The sequence below is a fragment of the Actinomycetospora corticicola genome (assembly GCF_013409505.1).
Classification (GTDB): Bacteria; Actinomycetota; Actinomycetes; order Mycobacteriales; family Pseudonocardiaceae; genus Actinomycetospora; species Actinomycetospora corticicola.
The window spans coordinates 4,870,289-4,892,216 of the sequence record NZ_JACCBN010000001.1; the positions used below are offsets into that span (position 1 = coordinate 4,870,289).

19 protein-coding genes, 1 tRNA gene, 1 other RNA gene and 1 pseudogene are annotated in these 21,928 nt (G+C 73.2%); 12 read left to right on the forward strand and 10 right to left on the reverse strand.

Going from position 1 to position 21,928, the window contains the following annotated elements; all coding sequences use genetic code 11:
• The first annotated feature begins 160 nt into the window (after positions 1 to 160).
• Complete coding sequence (locus BJ983_RS31830; protein ID WP_179796052.1) at positions 161 to 958, forward strand: hypothetical protein; 798 nt, start codon at positions 161 to 163, stop codon at positions 956 to 958.
• Here the strand turns inward: BJ983_RS31830 and BJ983_RS32525 are convergent.
• Genes BJ983_RS32525 through BJ983_RS23690 form a run of 3 tightly spaced genes read right to left on the reverse strand, consistent with a single transcriptional unit; the run spans position 933 to position 3,912 of the window.
• On the reverse strand, positions 933 to 1,931 hold the full coding sequence (locus BJ983_RS32525; protein ID WP_179796053.1) for a Gfo/Idh/MocA family protein: 999 nt from the start codon (positions 1,929 to 1,931) through the stop codon (positions 933 to 935). The two genes, BJ983_RS31830 and BJ983_RS32525, sit on opposite strands and share 26 nt — an antisense overlap.
• Positions 1,932 to 1,965: 34 nt before the next feature.
• Positions 1,966 to 2,739, reverse strand: coding sequence for an LmeA family phospholipid-binding protein (locus BJ983_RS23685; RefSeq protein WP_179796054.1), 774 nt, complete (start codon positions 2,737 to 2,739; stop codon positions 1,966 to 1,968).
• A gap of 27 nt (positions 2,740 to 2,766) precedes the next feature.
• Positions 2,767 to 3,912 (reverse strand): acyl-CoA dehydrogenase family protein, encoded by a 1,146-nt coding sequence (locus BJ983_RS23690; protein ID WP_179796055.1) that lies wholly within the window; start codon positions 3,910 to 3,912, stop codon positions 2,767 to 2,769.
• A gap of 73 nt (positions 3,913 to 3,985) precedes the next feature.
• Here BJ983_RS23690 and BJ983_RS23695 point away from each other — a divergent pair, with 73 nt between their 5' ends.
• Positions 3,986 to 4,564, forward strand: coding sequence for a TetR/AcrR family transcriptional regulator (locus BJ983_RS23695; protein ID WP_179796056.1), 579 nt, complete (start codon positions 3,986 to 3,988; stop codon positions 4,562 to 4,564).
• 143 nt (positions 4,565 to 4,707) lie between these two features.
• On the opposite strand, the gene BJ983_RS23700 is transcribed toward BJ983_RS23695, so the two are convergent.
• Positions 4,708 to 4,795 (reverse strand) — tRNA-Ser (locus BJ983_RS23700).
• Positions 4,796 to 4,882: 87 nt separating this feature from the next.
• Here BJ983_RS23700 and ffs point away from each other — a divergent pair.
• Positions 4,883 to 4,977: signal recognition particle sRNA small type (ffs, locus tag BJ983_RS23705), an RNA gene on the forward strand.
• Between the two features lie 44 nt (positions 4,978 to 5,021).
• Positions 5,022 to 7,343: a DNA polymerase III subunit gamma and tau gene (locus BJ983_RS23710; RefSeq protein WP_179796057.1), complete on the forward strand. Its 2,322-nt coding sequence runs from the start codon at positions 5,022 to 5,024 to the stop codon at positions 7,341 to 7,343.
• Between the two features lie 248 nt (positions 7,344 to 7,591).
• On the opposite strand, the gene BJ983_RS23715 is transcribed toward BJ983_RS23710, so the two are convergent.
• Entirely contained in the window at positions 7,592 to 9,406 is a 1,815-nt protein-coding gene (locus BJ983_RS23715; protein WP_179796058.1) for an alpha/beta fold hydrolase, read from the reverse strand.
• 82 nt (positions 9,407 to 9,488) lie between these two features.
• Here BJ983_RS23715 and BJ983_RS23720 point away from each other — a divergent pair, with 82 nt between their 5' ends.
• Positions 9,489 to 9,812 carry a YbaB/EbfC family nucleoid-associated protein gene (locus tag BJ983_RS23720; RefSeq protein WP_218891505.1) on the forward strand — a complete coding sequence of 108 codons (324 nt, stop codon included), beginning with the start codon at positions 9,489 to 9,491 and terminating at the stop codon, positions 9,810 to 9,812.
• A 4-nt stretch (positions 9,813 to 9,816) separates the two neighbouring features.
• Positions 9,817 to 10,446, forward strand: coding sequence for a recombination mediator RecR (recR, locus tag BJ983_RS23725; RefSeq protein WP_179796060.1), 630 nt, complete (start codon positions 9,817 to 9,819; stop codon positions 10,444 to 10,446).
• A gap of 51 nt (positions 10,447 to 10,497) precedes the next feature.
• Here the strand turns inward: recR and leuA are convergent, their stop codons facing one another.
• Positions 10,498 to 12,291 (reverse strand): 2-isopropylmalate synthase, encoded by a 1,794-nt coding sequence (leuA, locus tag BJ983_RS23730; protein WP_218891507.1) that lies wholly within the window; start codon positions 12,289 to 12,291, stop codon positions 10,498 to 10,500.
• A 294-nt stretch (positions 12,292 to 12,585) separates the two neighbouring features.
• Here leuA and BJ983_RS23735 point away from each other — a divergent pair, with 294 nt between their 5' ends.
• The 5 genes from BJ983_RS23735 (at position 12,586) to BJ983_RS23755 (ending at position 17,556) form a co-directional block, all read left to right on the forward strand.
• Positions 12,586 to 12,939 carry a hypothetical protein gene (locus BJ983_RS23735; protein ID WP_179796061.1) on the forward strand — a complete coding sequence of 118 codons (354 nt, stop codon included), beginning with the start codon at positions 12,586 to 12,588 and terminating at the stop codon, positions 12,937 to 12,939.
• A gap of 81 nt (positions 12,940 to 13,020) precedes the next feature.
• On the forward strand, positions 13,021 to 14,286 hold the full coding sequence (locus BJ983_RS23740) for an aspartate kinase (RefSeq protein WP_179796062.1): 1,266 nt from the start codon (positions 13,021 to 13,023) through the stop codon (positions 14,284 to 14,286).
• A 12-nt stretch (positions 14,287 to 14,298) separates the two neighbouring features.
• Complete coding sequence (locus BJ983_RS23745; protein WP_179796063.1) at positions 14,299 to 15,351, forward strand: aspartate-semialdehyde dehydrogenase; 1,053 nt, start codon at positions 14,299 to 14,301, stop codon at positions 15,349 to 15,351.
• Positions 15,352 to 15,426: 75 nt separating this feature from the next.
• Entirely contained in the window at positions 15,427 to 16,932 is a 1,506-nt protein-coding gene (locus BJ983_RS23750; RefSeq protein WP_343054325.1) for a catalase, read from the forward strand.
• Positions 16,933 to 17,076: 144 nt separating this feature from the next.
• On the forward strand, positions 17,077 to 17,556 hold the full coding sequence (locus tag BJ983_RS23755; protein ID WP_179796064.1) for a Dps family protein: 480 nt from the start codon (positions 17,077 to 17,079) through the stop codon (positions 17,554 to 17,556).
• Positions 17,557 to 17,636: 80 nt separating this feature from the next.
• Here the strand turns inward: BJ983_RS23755 and BJ983_RS23760 are convergent, their stop codons facing one another.
• On the reverse strand, positions 17,637 to 18,554 hold the full coding sequence (locus tag BJ983_RS23760) for an NAD-dependent epimerase/dehydratase family protein (protein WP_179796065.1): 918 nt from the start codon (positions 18,552 to 18,554) through the stop codon (positions 17,637 to 17,639).
• 97 nt (positions 18,555 to 18,651) lie between these two features.
• On the opposite strand from BJ983_RS23760, the gene BJ983_RS23765 reads away from it, so the two are divergent.
• Entirely contained in the window at positions 18,652 to 19,215 is a 564-nt protein-coding gene (locus BJ983_RS23765) for a TetR family transcriptional regulator (protein ID WP_179796066.1), read from the forward strand.
• On the opposite strand, the gene BJ983_RS31835 is transcribed toward BJ983_RS23765, so the two are convergent.
• The 3 genes and pseudogenes from BJ983_RS31835 to BJ983_RS23775 all read right to left on the reverse strand — a co-directional run bounded on the left by BJ983_RS31835 (position 19,216) and on the right by BJ983_RS23775 (position 21,839).
• Entirely contained in the window at positions 19,216 to 19,611 is a 396-nt protein-coding gene (locus BJ983_RS31835; protein ID WP_343054326.1) for an aldolase/citrate lyase family protein, read from the reverse strand. It abuts the gene before it with no gap.
• Positions 19,612 to 19,690: 79 nt separating this feature from the next.
• Positions 19,691 to 19,963: pseudogene (locus BJ983_RS31840) on the reverse strand (aldolase/citrate lyase family protein); the annotation flags it as partial.
• 10 nt (positions 19,964 to 19,973) lie between these two features.
• Positions 19,974 to 21,839: a S9 family peptidase gene (locus tag BJ983_RS23775; protein ID WP_179796067.1), complete on the reverse strand. Its 1,866-nt coding sequence runs from the start codon at positions 21,837 to 21,839 to the stop codon at positions 19,974 to 19,976.
• Positions 21,840 to 21,928: the final 89 nt, after the last annotated feature.

Consider the following 21,928-nt stretch of genomic DNA (forward strand, 5'->3'; position numbering starts at 1 on the left):
ATTGGTGCGAGGAGTTCCGCCCGGATGGTGTGGCCGGCCGTGCGCGAGGACGAGCGGTCCGGTAGAAGGGTCCAGTGGCCGTTCTGCTGCGACGAACGGGTGATCGACCCGTCCGGCTCGGAACCGGCCGATCTCGCTCCGGCGCGGGAGGATGCCGCCCGTGCGCATCCTCGCCGTCGACTGGTCCGGGGACCTGCGAGCGGCGGCGAGGCGCATCCGGGTCGCGGAGGCGGTGCCCGGCCGGCTGCTCGGGGTGCGGGGCGGGCTCGACCGTGAGGCGGTCGGCGACCTGCTCCTGGACCTCCGCGACGCGGGCGAGCCCGCCGTCGTCGGGATGGACTTCTCGTTCGGCCTGCCCGCCTGGTTCCCCGCGCGGTCCGGGGCGACGACGCTCCCGCAGGTGTGGGACCTCGCCCGCGACGAGGGGGAGGCCTGGCTACGGGCGTGCGACCCGCCGTTCTGGGGTCGGGCGGGGACGCGGAAGCCGGTCGACGTCGAGCTCTACCGCGACACCGAGCAGGAGGCGCGGGAGCGGGGACTGAACCCGCTCTCGACCTTCCAGGTCGGCGGCGCCGGGGCGGTCGGTACCGGGTCGGTGCGTGGCATGGCGCTGCTGGGCCGGTGGCGACGGGCGGGGATCGGGGTGTGGCCGCTGGACCCGGCCCCCGGGCCGCGGGGCGTGCTCGTCGTCGAGGTCTACCCGCGGGCGATGACCGGCCCGGTGGTGAAGTCCTCGGCGGTGGCACGCCGGGCGCTCGTCGACGGGGACGACCGGATCCCCGCGGACCTGCGGGCCGCCGCAGCCGACACGGAGGACGCGATGGACGCCGCCCTCGCGGCCCTCGGCATGGCCGAGCACGCCGACGAGCTCGCGGCCCTGCCCGCCCGCACCGACCCGGCGTCGGGAAGCGAGGGACGGCTGTGGTTGCCGCCTACAGCGCCAGGGCCGCCTCGCTGAACGACAGGCCCAGCTGGTCCGCCGCCTCGGCGAGCACGCCCTGCACGGCGAGGGTGTCGTCGAGCGGCATCACGGTCGACTCGGTGCGCCCGGCGCGCAGGCAGGAGTTCACCTCGACGATCTCGTGCGAGTACCCCGCGCCCGTGGCGGGCAGCTCGAGGCGCTCGCCGGGGTCGTCGGGGGAGCGGTGCACCACGATCGCGGCCGGGTGGTGGAAGCGGGGGAGCACGTCGATCCAGCCGGTGGAGCCGAAGATGCGGGCCTGACCGGGGGAGGGGCTGTGGAAGGACGTCTGCGCGGTGGCGAACCGGCCGTCCTCCCAGGCGAGCAGCAGGGCGTTCTCGGCGTCCACGCCCGTCATCTCCATCCGCCCGACCGCGTGAACCCGCGTGGGGCTCCCGCCGAGCACCATCTGGGCGAACGAGACGGGGTAGACGGCGAGGTCGAGCAGCGCGCCGCCGCCGAGCTCGGCGTCGAACAGCCGGTCGGAGGGGTCGACGTCCCGGACGGTGCCGAGGTCGGCCTGCACCGAGCGGACCTCCCCGATCTCACCGGCCTCGTAGATCTCGCGGGCCCGGACGACGGCGGGCTGGAAGCGCGTCCACATCGCCTCCATCGCGAACACCCCGTGCCGACGCGCGGTGTCGACCACGCGCCAGGCCCCCGCGAGGGTCGCGGTGAAGGTCTTCTCCACCAGTACGGCCTTGCCCGCCTCGAGCGCGGCGACCGCGAGGTCCGCGTGCTGCGGGTGCGGCGTGGCGATGTAGATGGCGTCGACCTCGGGATCGTCGACGAGCGCGCGGTACGAGCCGTGCGCCCGCGACGCGCCGTGCTCCGCGGCGAACGCCTCGGCCCGCTCGGCCGACCGGGACCCGACTGCGGCCAGCTCGGTGCCCTCCACCGCCACGAGGTCCCGGGCGACTCCTGCCGCGATCCGACCCGGTCCGGCGATGCCCCAGCGGATGGTCTGCACGGCGCCAGCCTGTCACGCGGGTCGCTACAGCGAGCTACAGGGAGCCGCCGAGGAGGTCGACGTCCTCGGCGGTGCCGGAGACGACGAGCTTGCCGTTCTCCGCGCGCAGGTCGGTCGCCGTGATCGAGAACGGCAGCTGGCCGGGGTCGAGGCGGGCCGAGTAGTTCCCGAGCCGGGAGCGCAGGGCGCTCGTCACCGGGCCGGAGACCGACGACGGGGCGTCACCGGCGTCCACCGCGATGTCCCGCGCGGAGAGCACGATCTGGCCGCCGGAGAGTCGGAAGGTGGCGATGACGGAGGCCCGCACCTGCTGCCCGAGCACCGTCGTCGTCGACGTGAGCTCCACCGCCTGGGACGGGTCGATCCCCGAGACCTTCGAGCCGCGGGCCGCCAGGGTCTGCTCGGTGACCGGCTCGACGGTGACGTCGGAGACCTTGAGGATGCGGGCGAGGTCCGCCGGGTCCACCTCGGCCCGCGCGGTCACCGTCCGCGCCGGGATGGAGCGGACGGTGCCGTCGATCAGCGACTGCGGCGGCAGCGTCACGTCGCCGAGGTCGGCCACGAGCGTGATGTCGCGCAGCTGCCGGTACGGGATGTGCTCCGCGGTGAGGGTGACCGACGGGTACTCGCCGGCCGCGGCCTGCGTCAGGAACGGGAAGCCGTGGATGTCGACGCTCGGCTCGCTGTCGAGCTTCAACTGCGTCTGCAGCTGGGAGGCCACCCGGTCCTGGGCCACGAAGCGGGCGCCGAGGTCGACGCCGACGAGGAGGGCGACGAGCACCGCCAGGAAGATGAGGAATCCACGCATCACCCGTCAGTGTCCGCCACGGCCGGATCAGCGGGCGAAGTGCCTCGAGATCACCAGGCGCTGGATCTGGTTGGTGCCCTCGAAGATCTGCATGATCTTGGCCTCGCGCATGTACCGCTCGACCGGGAAGTCGCGGGTGTAGCCGGCCCCGCCGAACACCTGCACGGCGTCGGTGGTCACCTTCATCGCCGCGTCGGTGGCGACGAGCTTCGCGACGGAGGCCTGGCGCGAGTACGGCACGCCGGCGTCCTTGCGGCGGGCGGCGTCGAGGTAGGTGGCGCGGGCCGAGTCGACGGCGGCGGCCATGTCGGCCAGCACGAAGCCGAGCCCCTGGTGGTCGACGATCCGCTTGCCGAACGTCTGCCGCTCGTTCGCGTACTCGACGGCCGCGTCGAGGGCGGCCTGGGCGAGCCCGACGGCGCAGGCGGCGATGCCCAGCCGTCCGGAGTCCAGCGCGGCGAACGCGATCTGCAGGCCCTGGCCCTCGTCGCCGATCCGGCGGTCGGCCTCGACGACCCCGCCGTCCCAGGTGGCGCTCGTCGTCGGTACGGCGTGCAGGCCCATCTTCTCCTCGGGTCGCCCGAAGGTGAGGCCCTCGGTCTGCCCGGGCGCGAGGAAGCAGGTGACGCCACGGCTGCCCTCGCCGGTCCGGGCGAACAGCGCGTAGAAGTCGGCCCTGCCGCCGTGCGTGATCCAGGCCTTCTCCCCGGTGATCCGGTAGTCGCCGTCCTCGCCCTGCTCCGCGCGGCAACGCAGGGCGGCCGCGTCGGAGCCCGCCTGGGGCTCGGAGAGGCTGTAGCCGCCGACCAGCTCGCCGGCGAGCATCCTCGGGAGCCACTCCTGCTTCTGGGTCTCGGTGCCGAAGGTGGCGACCGGGAAGCACGCCAGGCCGTGCACGCTCGTCGTCACCGCGACCGTCGCCCAGCGTGCCGCGAGCTCCTCGAGGACCTGGAGGTAGACCTCGTAGGGCTGGGCGCCGCCGCCGTACTCCTCGGGGTAGGGCAGGCCGAGCAGGCCGGTCTCGCCGAGGGTGCGGAACAGACCCTCGGGATACATCCCGTCGCCCCGCTCGTGGTCGTCGACGCGGGTCGCCAGCTCCTTGTCGGCGACCTCGCGCGTGAGCTCGATCAGCGCGCGGGCCTCATCGGTGGGCAGGAGACGGTCGACGGCCATGTCACGTCCTAACGGTACTGAGATCGGAACGCCAGTACCGTTGACAGTAGCGGTGAGCGGCTAGGATTTCCAGATGGCCTCCCCGGTGCGTCGTGGCGCGGCCCGACGCGACGAGCTCGCCGACGCCCTGATCGAGCTGTTCCTCGCGGAGGGGTTCGCCCGCTTCACCCTCGACGACGTGGCCGCCCGGCTGCATTGCTCGAAGCGCACGCTCTACGGGCTCGCCGGGTCGAAGGAGCAGCTGGTGACGGCGGCCGTGGTCCGGTTCTTCCGGGCGGCGACGGTGCACGTGGAGGCGGCGGTCGCGACGCGGTCCGAGCCCGCCGACCGGCTCGCGGCCTACCTGCGCGCGGTGTCCGCCGAGCTGGCCCCGGCGTCGGCGACGTTCTTCGAGGACGTCGCCTCGTTCGCGCCGGCCGCCGCGATCTACCAGCGGAACACCCGGGCCGCGGCGCGCCGGGTCCGCGAGATCATCACCGAGGGCGTCGAGTCCGGGGCCTTCCGGGACGTGCACGTGGCGTTCGCGGCCGAGGTCGTCGCCTCGACGATGGAGGCGATCCAGGGGCGGCGGGTCGCCGCGACCACGGGGCTGGACGACGCCGAGGCCTACGAGCAGCTCGCCGGTCTGCTCGTGCAGGGGCTGCGTTCCTGACGGCGGGTCCTCCGGTCGCCCGCGTCAGCGGTGGCACACGGCGCGCACCCGGCGGCAGGATCGGGACACGGTCGTTCCGGGGGGCCGTGGCCCGGGACGACGAACGCCGGGCCCTTGTGCAGGTGCCCGGCGTCCGGTGGAGCTGGCGGAGGATACGGGATTCGAACCCGTGAGGGGGTTAGCCCAACACGATTTCCAATCGTGCGCCTTAGGCCACTCGGCCAATCCTCCGTCGACGAGGGTACAGGGGCTCCTCGCGACGTCGGCCGCCCGACCCCCACCCCGTCGGCAGCCCGTCCGCGGACCGGTACAGTCGTCCCCGGACCCCGCGCGGCGTCCATCCTGTGAACTCCCCCAGGGCCGGAAGGCAGCAAGGGTAAGCGGGCTCTGGCGGGTGCGCGGGGTCCCCTTCTTCCCCGGGCCGGGACTGTCGGACCCCCCGCGTAATCTCGCGATCGTGGCACTCGCGCTCTACCGCAGATACCGACCCGGCACCTTCGCCGAGGTCGTCGGGCAGGAGCACGTCACCGATCCGCTGCGCACGGCGCTGACCGCCGGACGGATCAACCACGCCTACCTGTTCTCCGGTCCGCGCGGCTGCGGGAAGACCTCGTCGGCGCGGATCATGGCGCGCTCGCTCAACTGCGAGCGGGGGCCGACGCCCGATCCGTGCGGGGTGTGCGAGTCCTGCGTCGCCCTCGCGCCGAACGGACCCGGGTCGCTCGACGTCACGGAGATGGACGCGGCCAGCCACGGCACCGTCGACGAGGCGCGCGACCTGCGGGACAAGGCGGCCTACGCGCCGGTCAGCTCCCGCTACCGCGTCTTCATCATCGACGAGGCGCACATGGTCACCACGGCGGCGTTCAACGCGCTGCTCAAGGTGGTCGAGGAGCCGCCGGAGCACCTGATCTTCGTGTTCGCGACGACGGAGCCGGAGAAGGTCCTGCCGACCATCCGGTCGCGCACGCACCACTACCCGTTCCGCCTGCTGCCGCCGAGCACGCTGCGGGCGCTCCTCGAGCGCATCTGCGACGAGGAGGGCGTGCGGGTCGAGCCGGCGGTCTACCCGCTGGTGATCCGGGCCGGCGGCGGGTCGGCCCGTGACTCGCTCTCGGTGCTCGACCAGCTGCTGGCGGGCGCGGACGACCAGGGCGTCACCTACGCCCGCGCGGTCGGCCTGCTCGGGGTCACCGACGTGGCGATCCTCGACGACGTCGTCGACGCCCTCGGTGCGCAGGACGGCGCGGCGGTCTTCGGCGCGGTCGACCGGCTGGTCGAGGCCGGGCACGATCCGCGGCGCTTCGCGGCCGACCTCCTGCAGCGCCTGCGGGACCTCATCCTCGTGCACGCGGTGCCGGACGCCGCCGAGAAGGGTCTGGTCGACGTCCCCGCCGACGAGATGGCGCGCATGGTCGACCAGGCGCAACGGCTCGGCCCGGCGGCGCTCGCCCGGCACGCCGAACTCGTGCACACCGCGCTCACCGAGATGCGCGGGGCCACGGCGCCCCGGCTGCTCCTCGAGCTGGTCTGCGCGCGGATGCTGCTGCCCGCGGCCTCGGCGTCCGACGGTGCACTCGTGCAGCGGCTCGAGGGTGTCGAGCGTCGGCTGCAGGCGGGGGCGACGGCGAGCGCCGGCGGTCCGCTGGTCGTTCCCGACGCCGGGCCGGAGCCGGCGGGCGAGCCCCGGTTCCAGCGGGCGTCGCAGCGGCCGTCGGAGCCCGAGCCGCGTGAGCCCCGGCCGGCGGCCACGCCGCCGCGCGCCGACGAGCGGGACGCCACGGTCGCGCCCGCCACCGGCCGGCCCACGGCCACGGTCGAGGCCCCGCGCCAGGACGCCGACGTGGCGCGCCCGCAGGAGTCGGCCGCCCGGCAGCAGCCGCCTGCTGGTCGGCCCCAGGAGCCCGCCGCCCGGCAGCAGTCGGACCGTGCGCCGGCCGAGCGTCCGCAGCCCGAGCGCTCGCAGCCCGAGCGTCCGCAGCCGGAGCGTCCGCAGCCTGATCGCCAGGAGGCGCCGCGCCGGGAGGCGCCGGCGCCGGCGGAGGCCCCGGCCGCCGGGACCGCGCCCGGAGCGATGGACGCGTCCGACCTGCGTCGGGTGTGGCCGGAGGTCATGGCGGCGGTGCGCGAGGGCAACAAGCCGACCCACGCGCTGCTGCAGAACGCCACGGTGGCGGCGGTCGAGGGCACCACGGTCGTGCTCGCCATGCCCACGGCGCCCCTGGCCCGCCAGCTCTCCCAGCCCAACCGCGCCGGGCACGTCACGGCCGCCCTCTCCCGGGTGCTCTCCGGCGAGTGGTCGCTGCGCGCGACCGACGCGGCGGGCCAGCAGGCGGCGCCGCCCGCGTCGGACGGCGGTCGCGGTGGCCAGGCCCCTGCGGCTCGGGGAGCGGCACCGGCCCCGCAGCGCCCGCAGCGGCCCGAGCCCGCACCCGAGCAGAGCCGTCCTGAACCGCAGCGCCAGGGGAACGGTGCCGGTGCCGGCGCGGCCGGTGGTCGCCCGCAGTTCCAGCGGCCGAGTGCCGCCCGCGCTGCTGCGGCCGCCCAGGACGGAGGGGGCGCCCAGGCACCCGAGCGTCCCCGCCCGACGAGCGCCCCGGCTGACATCCCGCCGCCGCCCGAGCCCCCGGAGGACGACGACGTCACCGAGGAGGACATGTACGCCGAGGCGCACGCGGACCCCGGCGGTGGCGAGCGGGTCGCGGCCCGCAATCCCGACGACGCCGCCATGGAGCTGCTCACCCAGCACCTCGGTGCCCGCCGGGTCGACGGCCGTTGAGGGCCGGACCCGTCGCGAGGTTCACGTGGAGCAGGTTCCAGGGCCCGGATCCCTGCCTGATGTGAAACTCGGCGACGCCGAGTCGACGCGCCGCGGCGCGAGATTCACGTGGGGCAGGTTCCGAGGCTCCGGCTCCTGCCTGATGTGAACCTCGGCGGGCCGGGGGCGCCGAGCCCCGGGCCGAGGTGCACACAGGGCAGGTTGCGGGGGCAATTTTCCTGCGTGGTGTGACCCTCGGCGGGCGCGGATCAGCCCAGGACGCGGCCGAGGAAGTCGATCGCCCGCGGGTAGGCGTCCAACCGGTTGGCACGCTTCGCCAGCCCGTGGCCCTCGTCGTCGTAGACCACGAGCTCGACCTCGACGCCGTTCCCCCGCACGGCCGCCGCGACCTGCTCGGCCTCGGACAGCGGCACCCGCGGGTCGTTGGCGCCGTGGATGACGAACAGCGGGGCGCGGACATCGGTGATCCGGTTGAGCGGGGAGGCCGACTCCAGGAACTCGCGGTCGCGCTCGAGCGAGCCGTACTCCCGCTCCCGGTGGGCGCGACGGTAGGGCGAGGTGTTCTCCAGGAACGTCACCAGTGACGAGATGCCGACGATGTCGACGCCCGCCGCCCAGCGCTCCGGCTGGAACGCGACGCCCGCGAGCACCATGTAGCCGCCGTACGAGCCGCCCCACAGCGCGGAGCGCGCGGGGTCGAGGGCGAGGTTCGGCAGGAAGTCGTGGATCGCGGCGAGGTCGGCGACCGAGTCGAGGCGCTTCTCGACGTCGTCGAGGGAGTACCAGCGCTTGCCGTAGCCCACCGAACCGCGGACGTTCGGCACCAGCACCGTGTGCCCCTGTGCGACGAGGGCCTGCGTGATCGGCGAGAACGAGCGCACCGACTGGCCCTCCGGGCCGCCGTGCACGATCAGCACGCTCGACCCGGTGGGCGCCGCGGGCGAGTAGACGAAGCAGGGGACGGTCTCGCCGTCGGGGGTCGGGATGCCGACGCTGGTCGGGGCCACCAGGTCGAGCCCGTCGAGGTCCTCGGCCCACGACGCGACCGTGCCGGTCCGTCCGGTCGCGGCGTCCACCAGCACCACGTCGGCCGCGACCGTCGGCGAGGTCCAGGTCAGCGCGAGACCCTGCGAGTCGGCCGACCAGCGCGGCAGGGTCAGGAAGTCGCCCACCCCGACGCCGGGGGTGACCACGTCACGCAGGTGGGCCCCGCTCTCGGCGTCGTGGATCGCGAACCGTGAGGACCCGTCGTCGTCGGTGACCACGAGCAGCAGGCGGCCGTCGGGGGAGAGGCGCCCGGAGACGTCGTGGGCGTCGTCGGTGACGAGGTAGGAGACGTTGTCCGGGAACGACGCCGACGGGTCCAGGCGGGCGATGCCGGTCCGGTCGCGGCCGGTGTTCGTGGTGACCAGTGCGGCCGAGGAGTCGGGCAGCCACTGCAGTCCGCCGAAGATCGCGGGTTCGTCCGCGGGCGTGATCTCGGAGGTGCCGCTGCCGGAGAGCCGCAGGACCTGGGAGCTCAGGGCGGGGGTGCCGGGGCGCGTCATGAGGGCGGCCGACCCGTCGGGGGCGACGGCCGCGCCACCGACCATGCCCCCGCCGTCGTAGAGCACCGTCTCCTCGCCGGAGGCGACCTGGCGCAGCACGAGGTCGAAGTCGACGCCGTTGCGACGGTTCGTCGCGTAGACGACCCGACCGTCGTCGAGGACCTCGGCGAGGGAGTGGATGAACTGCGGGTCGCGGACCAGCGGCTCGAGGTCGGCCGTCCCCAGCGGGGCGTCGACCTCCTCGGGGCGCAGCAGGGAGAGCTGGGCGCGCTCGTCGCCGTCGGTGTCGTGCGAGACGACGATCGTCCGCGGCTCGATCCCCTTGAGGTAGCGCCCGGAGCACGCCCCGGGCAGCGCGGTCAGGGGACGGCGGGTGCCGTCGGGGGCGAGCTCGACGAGCTGCACCGTCCCCGAGGTGTCGTCCCCGGCGAGGACCCGGCCGTCGGCCGCCACGTCGAAGGCCCGCCACGTGCGGGCGGAGAGCAGGCGGGTCACGAGTTCGGCGGTGTCGCTCACGGCCCCACCCTGCCAGCAGGCCGCGACACCCGTCGTCGGGAAGACCCCTACCCTGGGGAACGTGCAGCCAGGACAGCCGGACATGCCCGACATGGGTGCCCTCCTCCAGCAGGCCCAGGCCATGCAGGAGCAGCTCATGAACGCCCAGGCCGAACTGGCGGAGACCGAGGTGACCGGCCAGGCCGGCAACGGTCTCGTCACGGTCACCCAGACCGCCGCGGGTGAGATCCGCGGGATCACGATCGATCCGAAGGTCGTCGACCCGACCGACGTCGACACGTTGCAGGACCTCGTGCTCGGGGCGCTCGCCGACGCCGCCGACGCCGCGCAGCAGCTCCAGGCCGAGAAGATGGGTCCGCTCGCGGGCGGGCTCGACATGGGCGGCGGCCCGCAGTTGGGGATGTAGCGGAGTGTTCGAAGGCCCGGTCCAGGACCTGATCGACGAGCTCGGCCGGCTCCCCGGGATCGGGCCGAAGAGCGCCCAGCGCCTGGCGTTCCACCTCCTCGGGACCGAGGAGGCCGACATCACGCGCCTGCAGGACGCGCTCGGCCGCGTCAAGGCGGGCGTCGTGTTCTGCGAGGTCTGCGGCAACGTCAGCGAGAAGCAGCGCTGCCGCATCTGTGCCGACGCCCGGCGTGACGCGACGCTCGTGTGCGTCGTCGAGGAGCCGAAGGACGTCATGGCCGTGGAACGCACCCGCGAGTTCCGCGGGCGCTACCACGTGCTGGGTGGCGCGCTCGACCCGATGGGCGGCATCGGACCGGACCAGCTCCGCGTCCGTGAGCTGCTGCGTCGCATCGGCGGTCAGCCGACCGAGGGCGGGGAGCAGGAGCCGGAGATCGCCGAGGTCATCCTCGCGATGGACCCCAACACCGAGGGCGAGGCCACCGCGACCTACCTCGTCCGGCTCCTGCGCGACTTCCCGGGCCTCACCGTGACGAAGCTGGCCAGCGGCCTGCCCATGGGCGGGGATCTCGAGTTCGCCGACGAGCTGACGCTCGGCCGGGCGCTGGCCGGGAGGCGGCCTACGGCCCTGTGAGCACTAAGTGGGGCGATAGCCCCCCTTAGTGCTCACGGGCGCGAAGCGCACCTACCGCAGTGCCCGGTTCACCGCCGACACCACGGCCTTGAGCGATGCGGTGAGGATCGAGCCGTCGATGCCGATGCCCCACACCTCGACGTCGGCGCCCGCCCCGTCGCCGACCGCGGCCTCGACGTAGGCCGCGGCCCGCGCGTCGTCACCGGCCGCCATGGCGTGCTCGGCGTAGTCGAGGACCCGCACGTCGTAGCCGACGGAGGCGAGCGCGTCGACGAAGGCCGCGATCGGCCCGTTGCCGACGCCGGTCACCTCGTGGACCTCGCCCTCGACCTTGAGCGTCGCGGTCAGCTCGGCCTTGCCGTCGTCGTGCGTCGCGACCCGGGAGCTGACGAGCTCCAGCGGGCTGCGGCGCATCAGGTACTCCTCGGCGAAGATGTCGTACATCTCCTTGGCCGAGACCTCGCCGCCCTCGGTGTCGGTGACCTCCTGGACGCGGCGCGAGAACTCGATCTGCAGCCGCCGCGGCAGCTCCATCTGGTGCTCGGTCTTCATCAGGTAGGCGACGCCGCCCTTGCCCGACTGCGAGTTGACCCGGATGACGGCCTCGTAGGTGCGGCCGACGTCCTTCGGGTCGATGGGCAGGTACGGGACCTCCCACGGGTGCTCGTCGATCGAGTGCCCGGCCGCGTCGGCCTGGACCTTCATCGCCTCGAGGCCCTTGTTGATCGCGTCCTGGTGGGAGCCGGAGAACGCGGTGAACACGAGGTCGCCGCCCCAGGGGTGGCGCTCCCCGACGGGCAGCTGGTTGCAGAACTCGACGGTGCGGCGGACCTCGTCGATGTCGGAGAAGTCGATCTGCGGGTCGACGCCCTGGCTGAACAGGTTCATGCCCAGGGTGACCAGGCAGACGTTGCCGGTGCGCTCGCCGTTGCCGAACAGGCAGCCCTCGACGCGGTCGGCCCCGGCCTGCACGCCCAGCTCCGCGGCGGCCACGCCGGTGCCGCGGTCGTTGTGCGGGTGCAGCGACAGGATGATCGAGTCGCGGCGCGCCAGGTTGCGGTGCATCCACTCGATCGAGTCGGCGTAGACGTTCGGCGTCGCCATCTCCACCGTCGCCGGCAGGTTGACGATCATCGGCCGCTCGGGCGTGGGCTCCCAGACGTCGCCGACGGCGTCGACGATCTCCTTGGCGTAGGAGAGCTCGGTGCCGGTGTAGGACTCCGGCGAGTACTGGAAGCGCCAGTCGGTGTCCGGACGCTTCTCGGCCTCGGCGCGGACGAGCTTCGCCCCGTCGGTGGCGATCTTCGTGATGCCGTCCCGGTCGGAGCGGAACACCACGCGGCGCTGCAGGATCGACGTCGAGTTGTAGAGGTGCACGACGGCGGAGTGGGCGCCCTCGAGGGACTCGAAGGTCCGCGAGATCAGCTCGGGCCGCGCCTGGGTCAGCACCTGGATCCGGACGTCGGTCGGGACCGCGTCCTGGGTGATGATCTCGCGGACGAAGTCGAAGTCGGTCTGCGACGCGGCCGGGAAGCCGACCTCGATCTCCTTGTAGCCCATGCGGACGAGCAGGTCGAACATGCGGCGCTTGCGCGCGGGCGACATCGGGTCGATCAGGGCCTGGTTGCCGTCGCGCAGGTCCACCGCGCCCCAGAGCGGGGCCTTCGTGATCACACGGTCGGGCCACGTGCGGTCCGGCAGCGAGACGCGTTCGACCACCTCGGCGAACGGCTGGTACCGGTGTACCGGCATGTGACTCGGCCGCTGGGTGTTCCAGAACGGCTGGTCGGCCGGGATCTCGCCGTCGGGGTGGACGACGGTCTCGCGGATGCCGGCGGCCGGCATGTCAGGGGTGATGCTCATCAGGGTCTCCGTGCGGCGGTGCAGGAATCCCGGAGGTGTGGGTCCGGGCCGACCGGCGAGCGCGCATCACCCGCGGCAGGGGGCCGGTCTCGGTCAGACCCCGCCGCGGCTGGGAAGGAGCAGCACGCTGAACATCGCCCGTCACGGTAGACCCAACCACCCCGGGGCGGGCAAGCGGGCGCGTGTCGTGACGGGGGCCACCGCTCGGCGAACACCCGGATGCGCCATACCGGTTCGGCTTACCAGTCGGTAGTGATGCGTGCCATCATCTCCGCCATGACCCAGGACGCCGACACCGGCTCTCAGCGCAAGGCGAACACGTCGGCCGATCTGCGTGCGCTCGCGAGCAAGTCCATGTCGCTCGCCGCCTCGGTCATCAAGATCCTGTGCACGATCTTCGCCGCCATCCTCGTCATCCACATCGTGCTGACCGTGGCCTCGGCGAACCCGCAGAACGGGATCACCACGTTCTTCGCGGACGCCGCGAACAGCCTCACCCTCGGCATCGGGGACCTGTTCCTGCCGGCCAGCGAGTCGCTCAAGGTGATCCTCAACTACGGCCTCGCCGCCGTCGTCTGGCTGGTCATCGGCGCGGTCGTGGCGCGCATCCTCAACGCCCTGGCGCCCTGATCACAGGCCCGGTCCGGGCGATCTGACCTCGGCTAGGGTGGTCGGGCAAACGTCCACCCGAGGAGCCGGAGGTCGGTCGCCGTGGCGCTCGTCGTCCAGAAGTACGGCGGGTCGTCCGTCCAGTCCGCGGAGCGCATCAAGCGCGTCGCGGAACGGATCATGCGGACCCGCAAGGACGGCAACGACGTCGTGGTGGTGGCGTCCGCGATGGGCGACACCACCGACGAGCTGACCGACCTCGCGCTGGCCGTGCACCCGAGCCCGCCGCCGCGCGAGCTGGACATGCTCCTGACGTCGGGTGAGCGCATCTCCAACGCGCTGCTCGCCATGGCGATCACCGCGCTGGGCGGGCGCGCGCGGAGCTTCACCGGCTCGCAGGCCGGCATGATCACCACGGGCAAGCACGGTGACGCCCGCATCATCGAGGTGACGCCGGGCCGCATCTTCTCCGCGCTCGCGGAGGACGGCGTCGCGCTGGTGGCGGGCTTCCAGGGCGTGAGCGCGGACTCCAAGGAGATCACCACGCTCGGCCGGGGCGGCTCGGACACCACCGCCGTCGCGATGGCGGCGGCGATGAAGGCCGACGTCTGCGAGATCTACACCGACGTGGACGGCGTCTACTCCGCCGACCCGCGCATCGTCCCGAACGCGAAGCTGCTCGAGACCATCACCTACGAGGAGATGCTCGAGATGGCCGCGTGCGGGGCGAAGGTGCTGCACCTGCGCGCGGTGGAGTACGCGCGCCGCGAGGGCGTGCCGCTGCGGGTGCGGTCCTCGTACACCGACCAGCCCGGCACGACGATCGTCGGGTCCATCGAGGAGCTCAGCGTGGAACAGGCCGTCCTCACCGGGGTCGCGCACGACCGGTCCGAGGCCAAGGTGACCGTCGTCGGCGTGCCCGACCAGCCCGGCTTCGCCGCCCGCATCTTCCGGGCCGTCGCCGACGTCGACATCAACATCGACATGGTGCTGCAGAACATCTCGCACCTGAAGACGGGCAAGACCGACGTGACGTTCACGCTGCCGGTCAAGGACGGTCCCCGCGCGGTCGAGGCCCTCTCCGCGGTGCAGCCCGAGGTCGGCCACGAGGAGGTCATCTACGACGAGCACGTCGGCAAGGTGACCCTCGTCGGTGCGGGCATGCGCAGCCACCCCGGCGTCACCGCGACGTTCTGCGAGTCGCTCGCCGAGGCCGGCGTGAACATCGAGATGATGAACACCTCGGAGATCCGCATCTCCGCCCTGATCCGCGACACCCAGCTCGACGACGCCGTCCGTGCCCTGCACGAGGCCTTCGACCTCGGTGGCGAGACCGAGGCCGTCGTCCACGCCGGCACCGGGCGCTAAGGAGTACCTGCAGTGACCACCCTCGCCATCGTCGGCGCCACCGGCGCGGTCGGCAGCGTCATGATCGACATCATCGACGCGCGGGAGACCGTGCCGTGGTCGGAGATCCGGCTCATCGCCTCGCCGCGCTCCGCGGGCAAGCGGCTCACCGTCCGTGGGCAGGAGATCGAGGTGATCGCGCTGTCGGAGGAGGCCTTCGACGGCGTCGACATCGCGATGTTCGACGTGCCCGACGAGGTCAGCGCCACGTGGGCGCCCGTCGCCGCCGCCCGCGGCGCCATCGCGGTCGACAACTCCGGCGCGTTCCGGATGGACCCGGACGTCCCGCTCGTGGTGCCCGAGGTCAACGCGCAGGCCGCGCACACCCGGCCCAAGGGCATCGTCTCGAACCCGAACTGCACGACGCTGTCGATGATGGCGGCGATCGGGGCCCTGCACCGCGCCTTCGGTCTCACCGAGCTCGTCGTCGCGAGCTACCAGGCGGCCTCCGGCGCGGGCCAGGAGGGCATCGACCGGCTGCAGGCCGAGGTGTCCGCCGTGGCCGGCAAGGACGTCGGCCACCGCGCCGGCGACGTGCGCGAGGCGCTCTCGGCCGCCGGGCTACCGGCGGAGTCGCCGTTCCCGGCGCCGCTCGCGCTCAACGTCGTCCCGTGGGCGGGGTCCTGGCGCGACGGCGGGTGGAGCTCCGAGGAGCTCAAGGTCCGCAACGAGTCGCGCAAGATCCTCGGGATCGACGACCTCAAGGTGTCGGCGACCTGCGTGCGCGTCCCCGTCGTCACCACCCACGCGCTGGCCGTGCACGCGACCTTCGCCTCGCCGGTCGAGGTCGAGACCGCCCGCCAGGTGTTCGCGTCGCAGCCGTCGATCGTCGTGCTCGACGAGCCGCGCGAGGGGCGCTTCCCGACGCCGGCCGACGTCGTCGGGGAGGACCCCACCTACGTGGGCCGCATCCGTCAGGCGCTGGACTTCCCCAACACGCTGGACTTCTTCGTGTGCGGTGACAACCTGCGCAAGGGTGCGGCGCTCAACACCTACGAGATCGCCGAGGAGCTCGTGCGTCCCTGACGACGGGGGTGTCGCCCGACGGGGGCAGTGGGTAGCCGAGGAGCTTGCCACCACTGCCAACGACACGAGGTGACCGTGACACGTCCCGGTAACAGCAACGACCTGACGACCGGCGTCGCCACCGACGACGCCGGGATCCCGGTGCAGAGCCAGGAGTTCTCGATGACGGTCGGGCCCGGTGGCCCGATCCTGCTCCAGGACCACTACCTGATCGAGCAGATGGCGAACTTCAACCGGGAGCGCATCCCGGAGCGCCAGCCGCACGCCAAGGGCTCCGGCGCGTTCGGCACGTTCGAGGTGACGCAGGACGTCTCCGCCTTCACGAAGGCGGTGGTGTTCCAGCCCGGTGAGGTGACCGAGGGCGTCATCCGCTTCTCCACCGTCGCCGGTGAGCGCGGCAGCCCCGACACCTGGCGCGACCCGCGCGGCTGGTCCCTGAAGCTGTACACCCGCGAGGGCAACTGGGACATGGTCGGCAACAACACGCCGGTCTTCTTCATCCGCGACCCCATGAAGTTCCAGAACTTCATCCGGTCGCAGAAGCGCCGTGCGGACAACGGGCTGCGCGACCACGACATGCAGTGGGACTTCTGGACGCTCTCGCCGGAGTCGAAGCACCAGGTCACCTGGCTCATGGGCGACCGGGGCGTCCCGGAGACCTGGCGCCACATGAACGGCTACTCCAGCCACACCTACATGTGGATCAACGCCGCCGGCGAGGAGTTCTGGGTCAAGTACCACTTCATCTCGGACCAGGGCGTCCAGACGATGACGCAGGACCGCGCCGACGAGATGTGCGGGATCGACAACGACTACCACCGCCGCGACCTGTTCGACTCGATCGCGGGCGGGGACTTCCCGTCCTGGACGCTGAAGGTGCAGATCATGCCCTTCGAGGACGCGAAGACCTACCGGTTCAACCCCTTCGACCTCACCAAGGTGTGGCCGCACTCGGACTACCCGCTGCAGGAGGTCGGGCGGCTCACGCTGAACCGCAACCCGGTCGACTTCCACACCGAGATCGAGCAGGTGGCGTTCGAGCCGAACAACCAGCCGCCCGGGCTCGGCCTCTCGCCCGACCGGATGCTGCTGGCCCGCGGGTTCTCCTACGCCGACGCGCACCGCGCCCGGCTCGGGGTCAACTACAAGCAGATCCCGGTCAATGCGCCGAAGAACCCGGTCAACAGCCAGACCCACGCCGGGGCGATGCGCGTCGTCAACGCGGTCGACCCGGTCTACGTGCCGAACTCGAAGGGCGGCGCGCAGGTCCCGCAGGGGCACGTGAACCAGCCGCCCACCTGGTACGCCGACGGTGACATCCAGCGGGCCGCGTACGTGCAGCACCCGGAGGACTCCGACGAGGGTCAGGCCCGGACGCTGATGATGGAGGTCTGGGACGACGACGCCCGGGACCGGTTCGTCACCAACGTCTCCGGTCACCTCGCCGGCGGCGTGGGCGAGGACGTCCTCGTGCGGGCGTTCGACTACTGGCGCTCGATCGACCAGGGCATGGGCGACCGCGTGGAGCAGGCCACGCGGGAGCTGCTCGGGCAGGAGACACGGCAGCTCGCGCAGAGCTGACGGTCGTTCGCTGATCAGCCTCCGCTGAGGCCCGCCTCACCTATCGTGGGGCGGGTCTCGGCATATCCGGGCACGAACCGGGTGAACCCGGTGTTGAACCCACCGTGTGCGGCCGGGACGACCGGCCGCGGGAGGAGAGACACCATGACCACCGCGCCCATCACGAGCCCGCTGCCCGCCGAGGCGCAGGACGTCGTCGGCCGGGTGCTGCAGCAGGCCGTCGCCGACCTCACCGACCTGTCGCTGATCGGCAAGCAGGCGCACTGGAACGTCCTCGGCCGCACCTTCCGGGACGCGCACCTGCACCTCGACGAGTTGGTCGACCTCGCCCGCACGCAGACCGACGAGGTCGCGGAGCGCGCCGCGGCGCTGGGAGTCTCGCCCGACGGGCGCGCCGAGACCGTGGGCAAGGAGAGCGGCCTGCCGACCTTCGACGAGGGCTGGCACTCCGTCGAGGACGTGACCGCGAAGATCGTCGAGATCCTCGCCGTCGTCATCGAGCGCCACCGCGCCCGCATCGCCGAGACCTCGGAGCCCGACCCGGTGACCGAGGACCTGCTCATCGGGCAGACGGCGAAGCTCGAGGAGGCCCACTGGATGTGGCAGGCCAAGCAGGCCGCCTGATCTCGGTGCACGACCTGGAGTGACCGAAGGGCCCCTTCCGTCGGGTGGACCGACCGGAGGGGCCCTTCGCTCGTTCCGGATCAGTACTTCGAGCCCTTCGAGGGGTCGAAGTAGTGCCCCTTCTCCAGGTCCTCGAGCAGACCCGGGCCGGTCGGCACCCAGCCGGTCACCGCACGGGTGATCGCGTTCGTGGCCGGGCTGTCGAGGCCGAGGAAGCCGCCGAGGAACCCGAAGTGCTCGTCGACCCGCTCGGCGGGGACCGACTCGACCGGCACGTCCAGGTGCCGGCCGATGACCTCGGCGATCTCGCGGAGCGGGATCCCCTCGTCGGCGACCCCGTGCAGAACCGAGCCCGCCGGAGCGACCTCGATCGCGAGGCGGAACAGACGCGCCGCGTCCTCCCGGGCGACCGCCGTCCACCGGGCCGACCCGTCGCCCGGATAGCCGGAGACCTCCCGACGGCGGGCGATGTCGATCAGGGTCGGGACGAAGCCGGCGTCCCCGTCGCCGTGGACGGTCGGGGAGAGCCGCACGACCGACGTGCGCAGGCGCGGGGCGAGCCCGAGGACGGCGGTCGCGGAGGCCTGCCGGCCCGCGGCCATCGAGGTCGCGGCCGGCACGTCGCGTTCGGTCGCGGGCTCGCCCGAGGCCAGGCCGAGAATGCCGCCCGCGATGGTCAGCGCCCTGCCGTCGGGAAGACCGTCACCCAGGGCGGTGATCGCGGCGAGGTCCGACCCGACGGCGTCGGCGAAGCCGCCCGAGAAGGCGATGTCGTGGCGGAAGGCGAGGTGGACGACGGCGTCGGACGCGGCCGCGGCCGAGCGCAGGACGTCGAGGTCGGTGACGTCGCCGCGCACGGCGGTGGCGCCGGCGGCCTCGACGGCGGCCGCGGAGCCGTCGGAGCGGGCGAGCCCGGAGACGGTGTGACCGGCCGCGAGCAGCTCCGGGACGACGGCCCGGCCGACCCAGCCGGACGCTCCGGTGACGAACACGTGCATGACGAGGACCTCCGAGAGGAACGATGCCGCTGATGTCAGCGACTGACATGCACGCTACACCTCGATGTCAGAGTCTGACATCCCTAGGATGGTCCGCATGGGTCGATGGCAGCCGGGCGCGCAGGGACGCCTGCAGCAGGCGGCGATGGCGCTCATCGTCGAGCGCGGCTACGACCGGGTGACCGTCGCGGAGATCGCCGAGCGCGCGGGGCTCACCGAGCGCACGTTCTTCCGGTACTTCGCCGACAAGCGCGAAATCCTCTTCGCCGGGCAGGAGCAGTTCAACGACGTCGTCGTCGGGGCGCTCGCCGGCGCGCCGGCGGAGCTCGGTCCGCTGGAGGCCGTCCTCCGGGGCCTCGCGGCCTCGGGCAGCTGGCTCGACGACGAGCGCCGTCCCGGCTCCCGCGCGCGGCAGGAGATCATCGACGCCCATCCCGAGCTGCAGGAACGGGAGCTGATCAAACTCGCCCGGGCGAGCGCCGCGATGGCCACGACGCTGCAGGAGCGCGGTGTGGCCCGCGACGAGGCCGTCCTCGCCGCCGAGGCCGGGATGGCGGCCTTCCGGCTCGCGTTCACGGCCTGGGTCGCCGACCCCGGCGAGCACGACCTGGCGTGGCACCTCGACGCCGCCGTCGAGGCCCTCCGCGCCGTCGTGGCCTGACTACCCCCGCGCGTCGCCCAGGTGGCTGCGCGCCGCCTCCTCCAGGTGCGTCAGGTCGCTCGCGACGCTGCACCAGGTGAAGCCCTCGGCGAAGCGTCGGGAGGCGACGGCGCCGCTGGGGGTGTGGATGCCGGCGATGATGCCCGCGGACGCGCACGCCGCCCGGACCCGCTCGAGGGCCCGGTCGAAGACGTCGTCGTAGGCCGGGTCGTCCGGTGCGGCCCCGCCGAGGCCGAGGCGCAGGTCGGAGGGACCGATGTAGAGCCCGTCGACGCCCGGCACCGCGGCGATCTCCTCGACCGCCTCGAGGCCCTCCGCCGTCTCGATCATCGGCAGGCACAGGACGGCGGCGTCGGCCTCCGCGGGCCGGGCCGGGAAGCGCAGCTCGGCCCGCACCGGCCCCATGGACCGGCGGCCCGTCGGGGGGGTAGCGGCACGCGGCGACCGCGGCGCGGGCGTCGTCGGCCGAGTTCACCATCGGGATGATCACGCCCGCCGCACCCGCGTCGAGCGCCTGCCCGATCCAGAACTGCTGGTTGTCCTGCACCCGCACGAGCCCGGCGGTCCCGCGGGCGTCGAGCGCGGTCAGGCCGTTCAGCAGGGCGCGGTAGTCGAGCAGCCCGTGCTGGGCGTCGAAGCAGACGTAGTCGTACCCGACGCCCGCGACCCGTTCCACCGCCTGCGGGTTGTCCGACAGCACCCAGTAGCCGATCGTCCGCGCGCCGCTGCGCAGCTGGTCCGCAAGCACGGAGGTCCTCCTACCCCGCGACCGGGACCGACATGCCGAGCGCCCGGCGGACGAACGCGATCTCGGCCGCCGTGTGGTTCAGCGTCTCGGACACCACGAGCGACCCGTGCCCGGCGTCGTAGCGGACCATCGCGTACGGCGTGCCGCGCGCCGCGAGCGCGTCCAGGTAGTTGTCGATCTGGCGGATCGGGCAGCGCGGGTCGTTCTCGCCGGCCAGCACCAGCACCGGCGCGGTGACCGCGTCCACGTAGGTGAGCGGCGAGGCGGTGCGGTAGCGCTCCGGGACCTCGGTCGGCGAGCCTCCGAACAGGGACCGGTCGAACGCCCGCAGCGGCTCCATCTCGTCCTCGTAGGCAGCGACGTAGTCCGCCACCGGCACACCGGCTGCGCCCACGGCCCACCGCTCGGGCTGGACGCCGAGTCCGAGCAGCGTCAGGTAGCCGCCCCAGGACCAGCCCTCGAGCACGCACGCGGCGGGGTCGGCGAGCCCGGACTCCACGGCCCACGACTGCACGGCCGCGACGTCCTCGAGCTCGGTCGTCCCCGGGTGGCCCTCGATCGCGTCGCGCCACGAGGAGCCGTAGCCGGAGGAGCCGCGGTAGTTGACGTGCACGACGGCGAAGCCCGCGTCGAGCCACACCGCGCGCACCGCGGAGTAGCGGTCCTCGTCGGCCGCCTGCGGCCCGCCGTGGATCATGAACAGCGTCGGCACGGGGCCGGTGCTGCCGGCCGGGCGCGAGTACAGCGCGTGCACGTCGCCGCCCGGTCCCGGCACCCAGGCGTCCTCCAGCACCACCGACGGGGCGGGCCGGTCCCCGGGCGGGGTCAGCAGCACCTCGTCCGTGCCGTCCGGGCGCAGCACCCGCACGCTCGACGGCTGCTCGGCCGAGGACCAGCCGTACTCCACCGACCCGTCCGGGCGCACGTCCGCGCCCCCGACCGACCCGCGGGCGGTGGGGAGGTCGGTGAGCTCCCCGCTCTCCAGGTCGTAGCGGTGCAGCGTGGTCCGTCCGGCCCGGGTGTGGGCGACGATCAGCGCCGAGGCGTCGGGGTAGAAGCCGGCCGAGAGGTCCCCGGGCAGGTCGATGTCGAGCTCGGTCTCGGTCCCGGTCAGCGGGTTCCAGACGAGCAGCTCGTCCCGGCCGCGCCGTTCGTGCTGGACGAGCAGCCGCGGGTCCCCGGCGACGGGGGCGAACTCGACCGGCTCGAGGCCCTTCCCCTCGCCGTCGTACAGGTCGGCCACCGCCTCGGCGCCGGGCAGGCGGAGCACCCGGATCGCCGGGTGGCGGGAGTCGCCGTGCTCGGAGTGCGAGATCGCGAGCAGGGTCTCGTCCCGCGACAGCGCGCCGATCCCGGCGTCCTCGGTGTGGGTGTAGACGGTGCGCAGGTCGGCGTCGCCGACCTGCACCGCCAGCGTCGAGCCGTCGTCGGTCGACCAGCCGATCGCCGTCGTCGTGGTCCCGAGGTCGAGGCCCGCGGGGTAGCCGCGCTGCGCGCCCTCCACGGCGGGGACGGCCTTCGCGACGTCGGGGGCGAACGGCTCCCGCACCCAGGTGCCGAACTCGTCGCCGTCGGTGTCGTCGAACCACCAGATCCAGGCGCCGTCGGTGGACACGGTGGCGCCGCGGGTGCCGTTCGGACGGTCGGTGACCCGCCGGTGGGTGTCGGAGGCCCGGTCCCAGGCGTAGACCTCCCAGGTGCCGCTGGCGTTCGAGGAGTAGACGCTGCGCTCCGGGGCGTCGCGGGCCCAGTCCGGCACCGAGATGCGGGCGGCGGTGAACCGCCCGCGCCAGCGCGCCTCGGCCTCCGGGTCGGCGAACAGGGCCTCGGGGACGTCCACGGCGGGATCGCGTCGGGTCTCCACACCGGAGATCATGCCCCTCCGGCCCGACCGCGAGGGCGGGACGGACCCGGGGTAGCGCGTACCCGGGGGTCCGTGTGCGCAGTGCCGCAGCACACGGACTG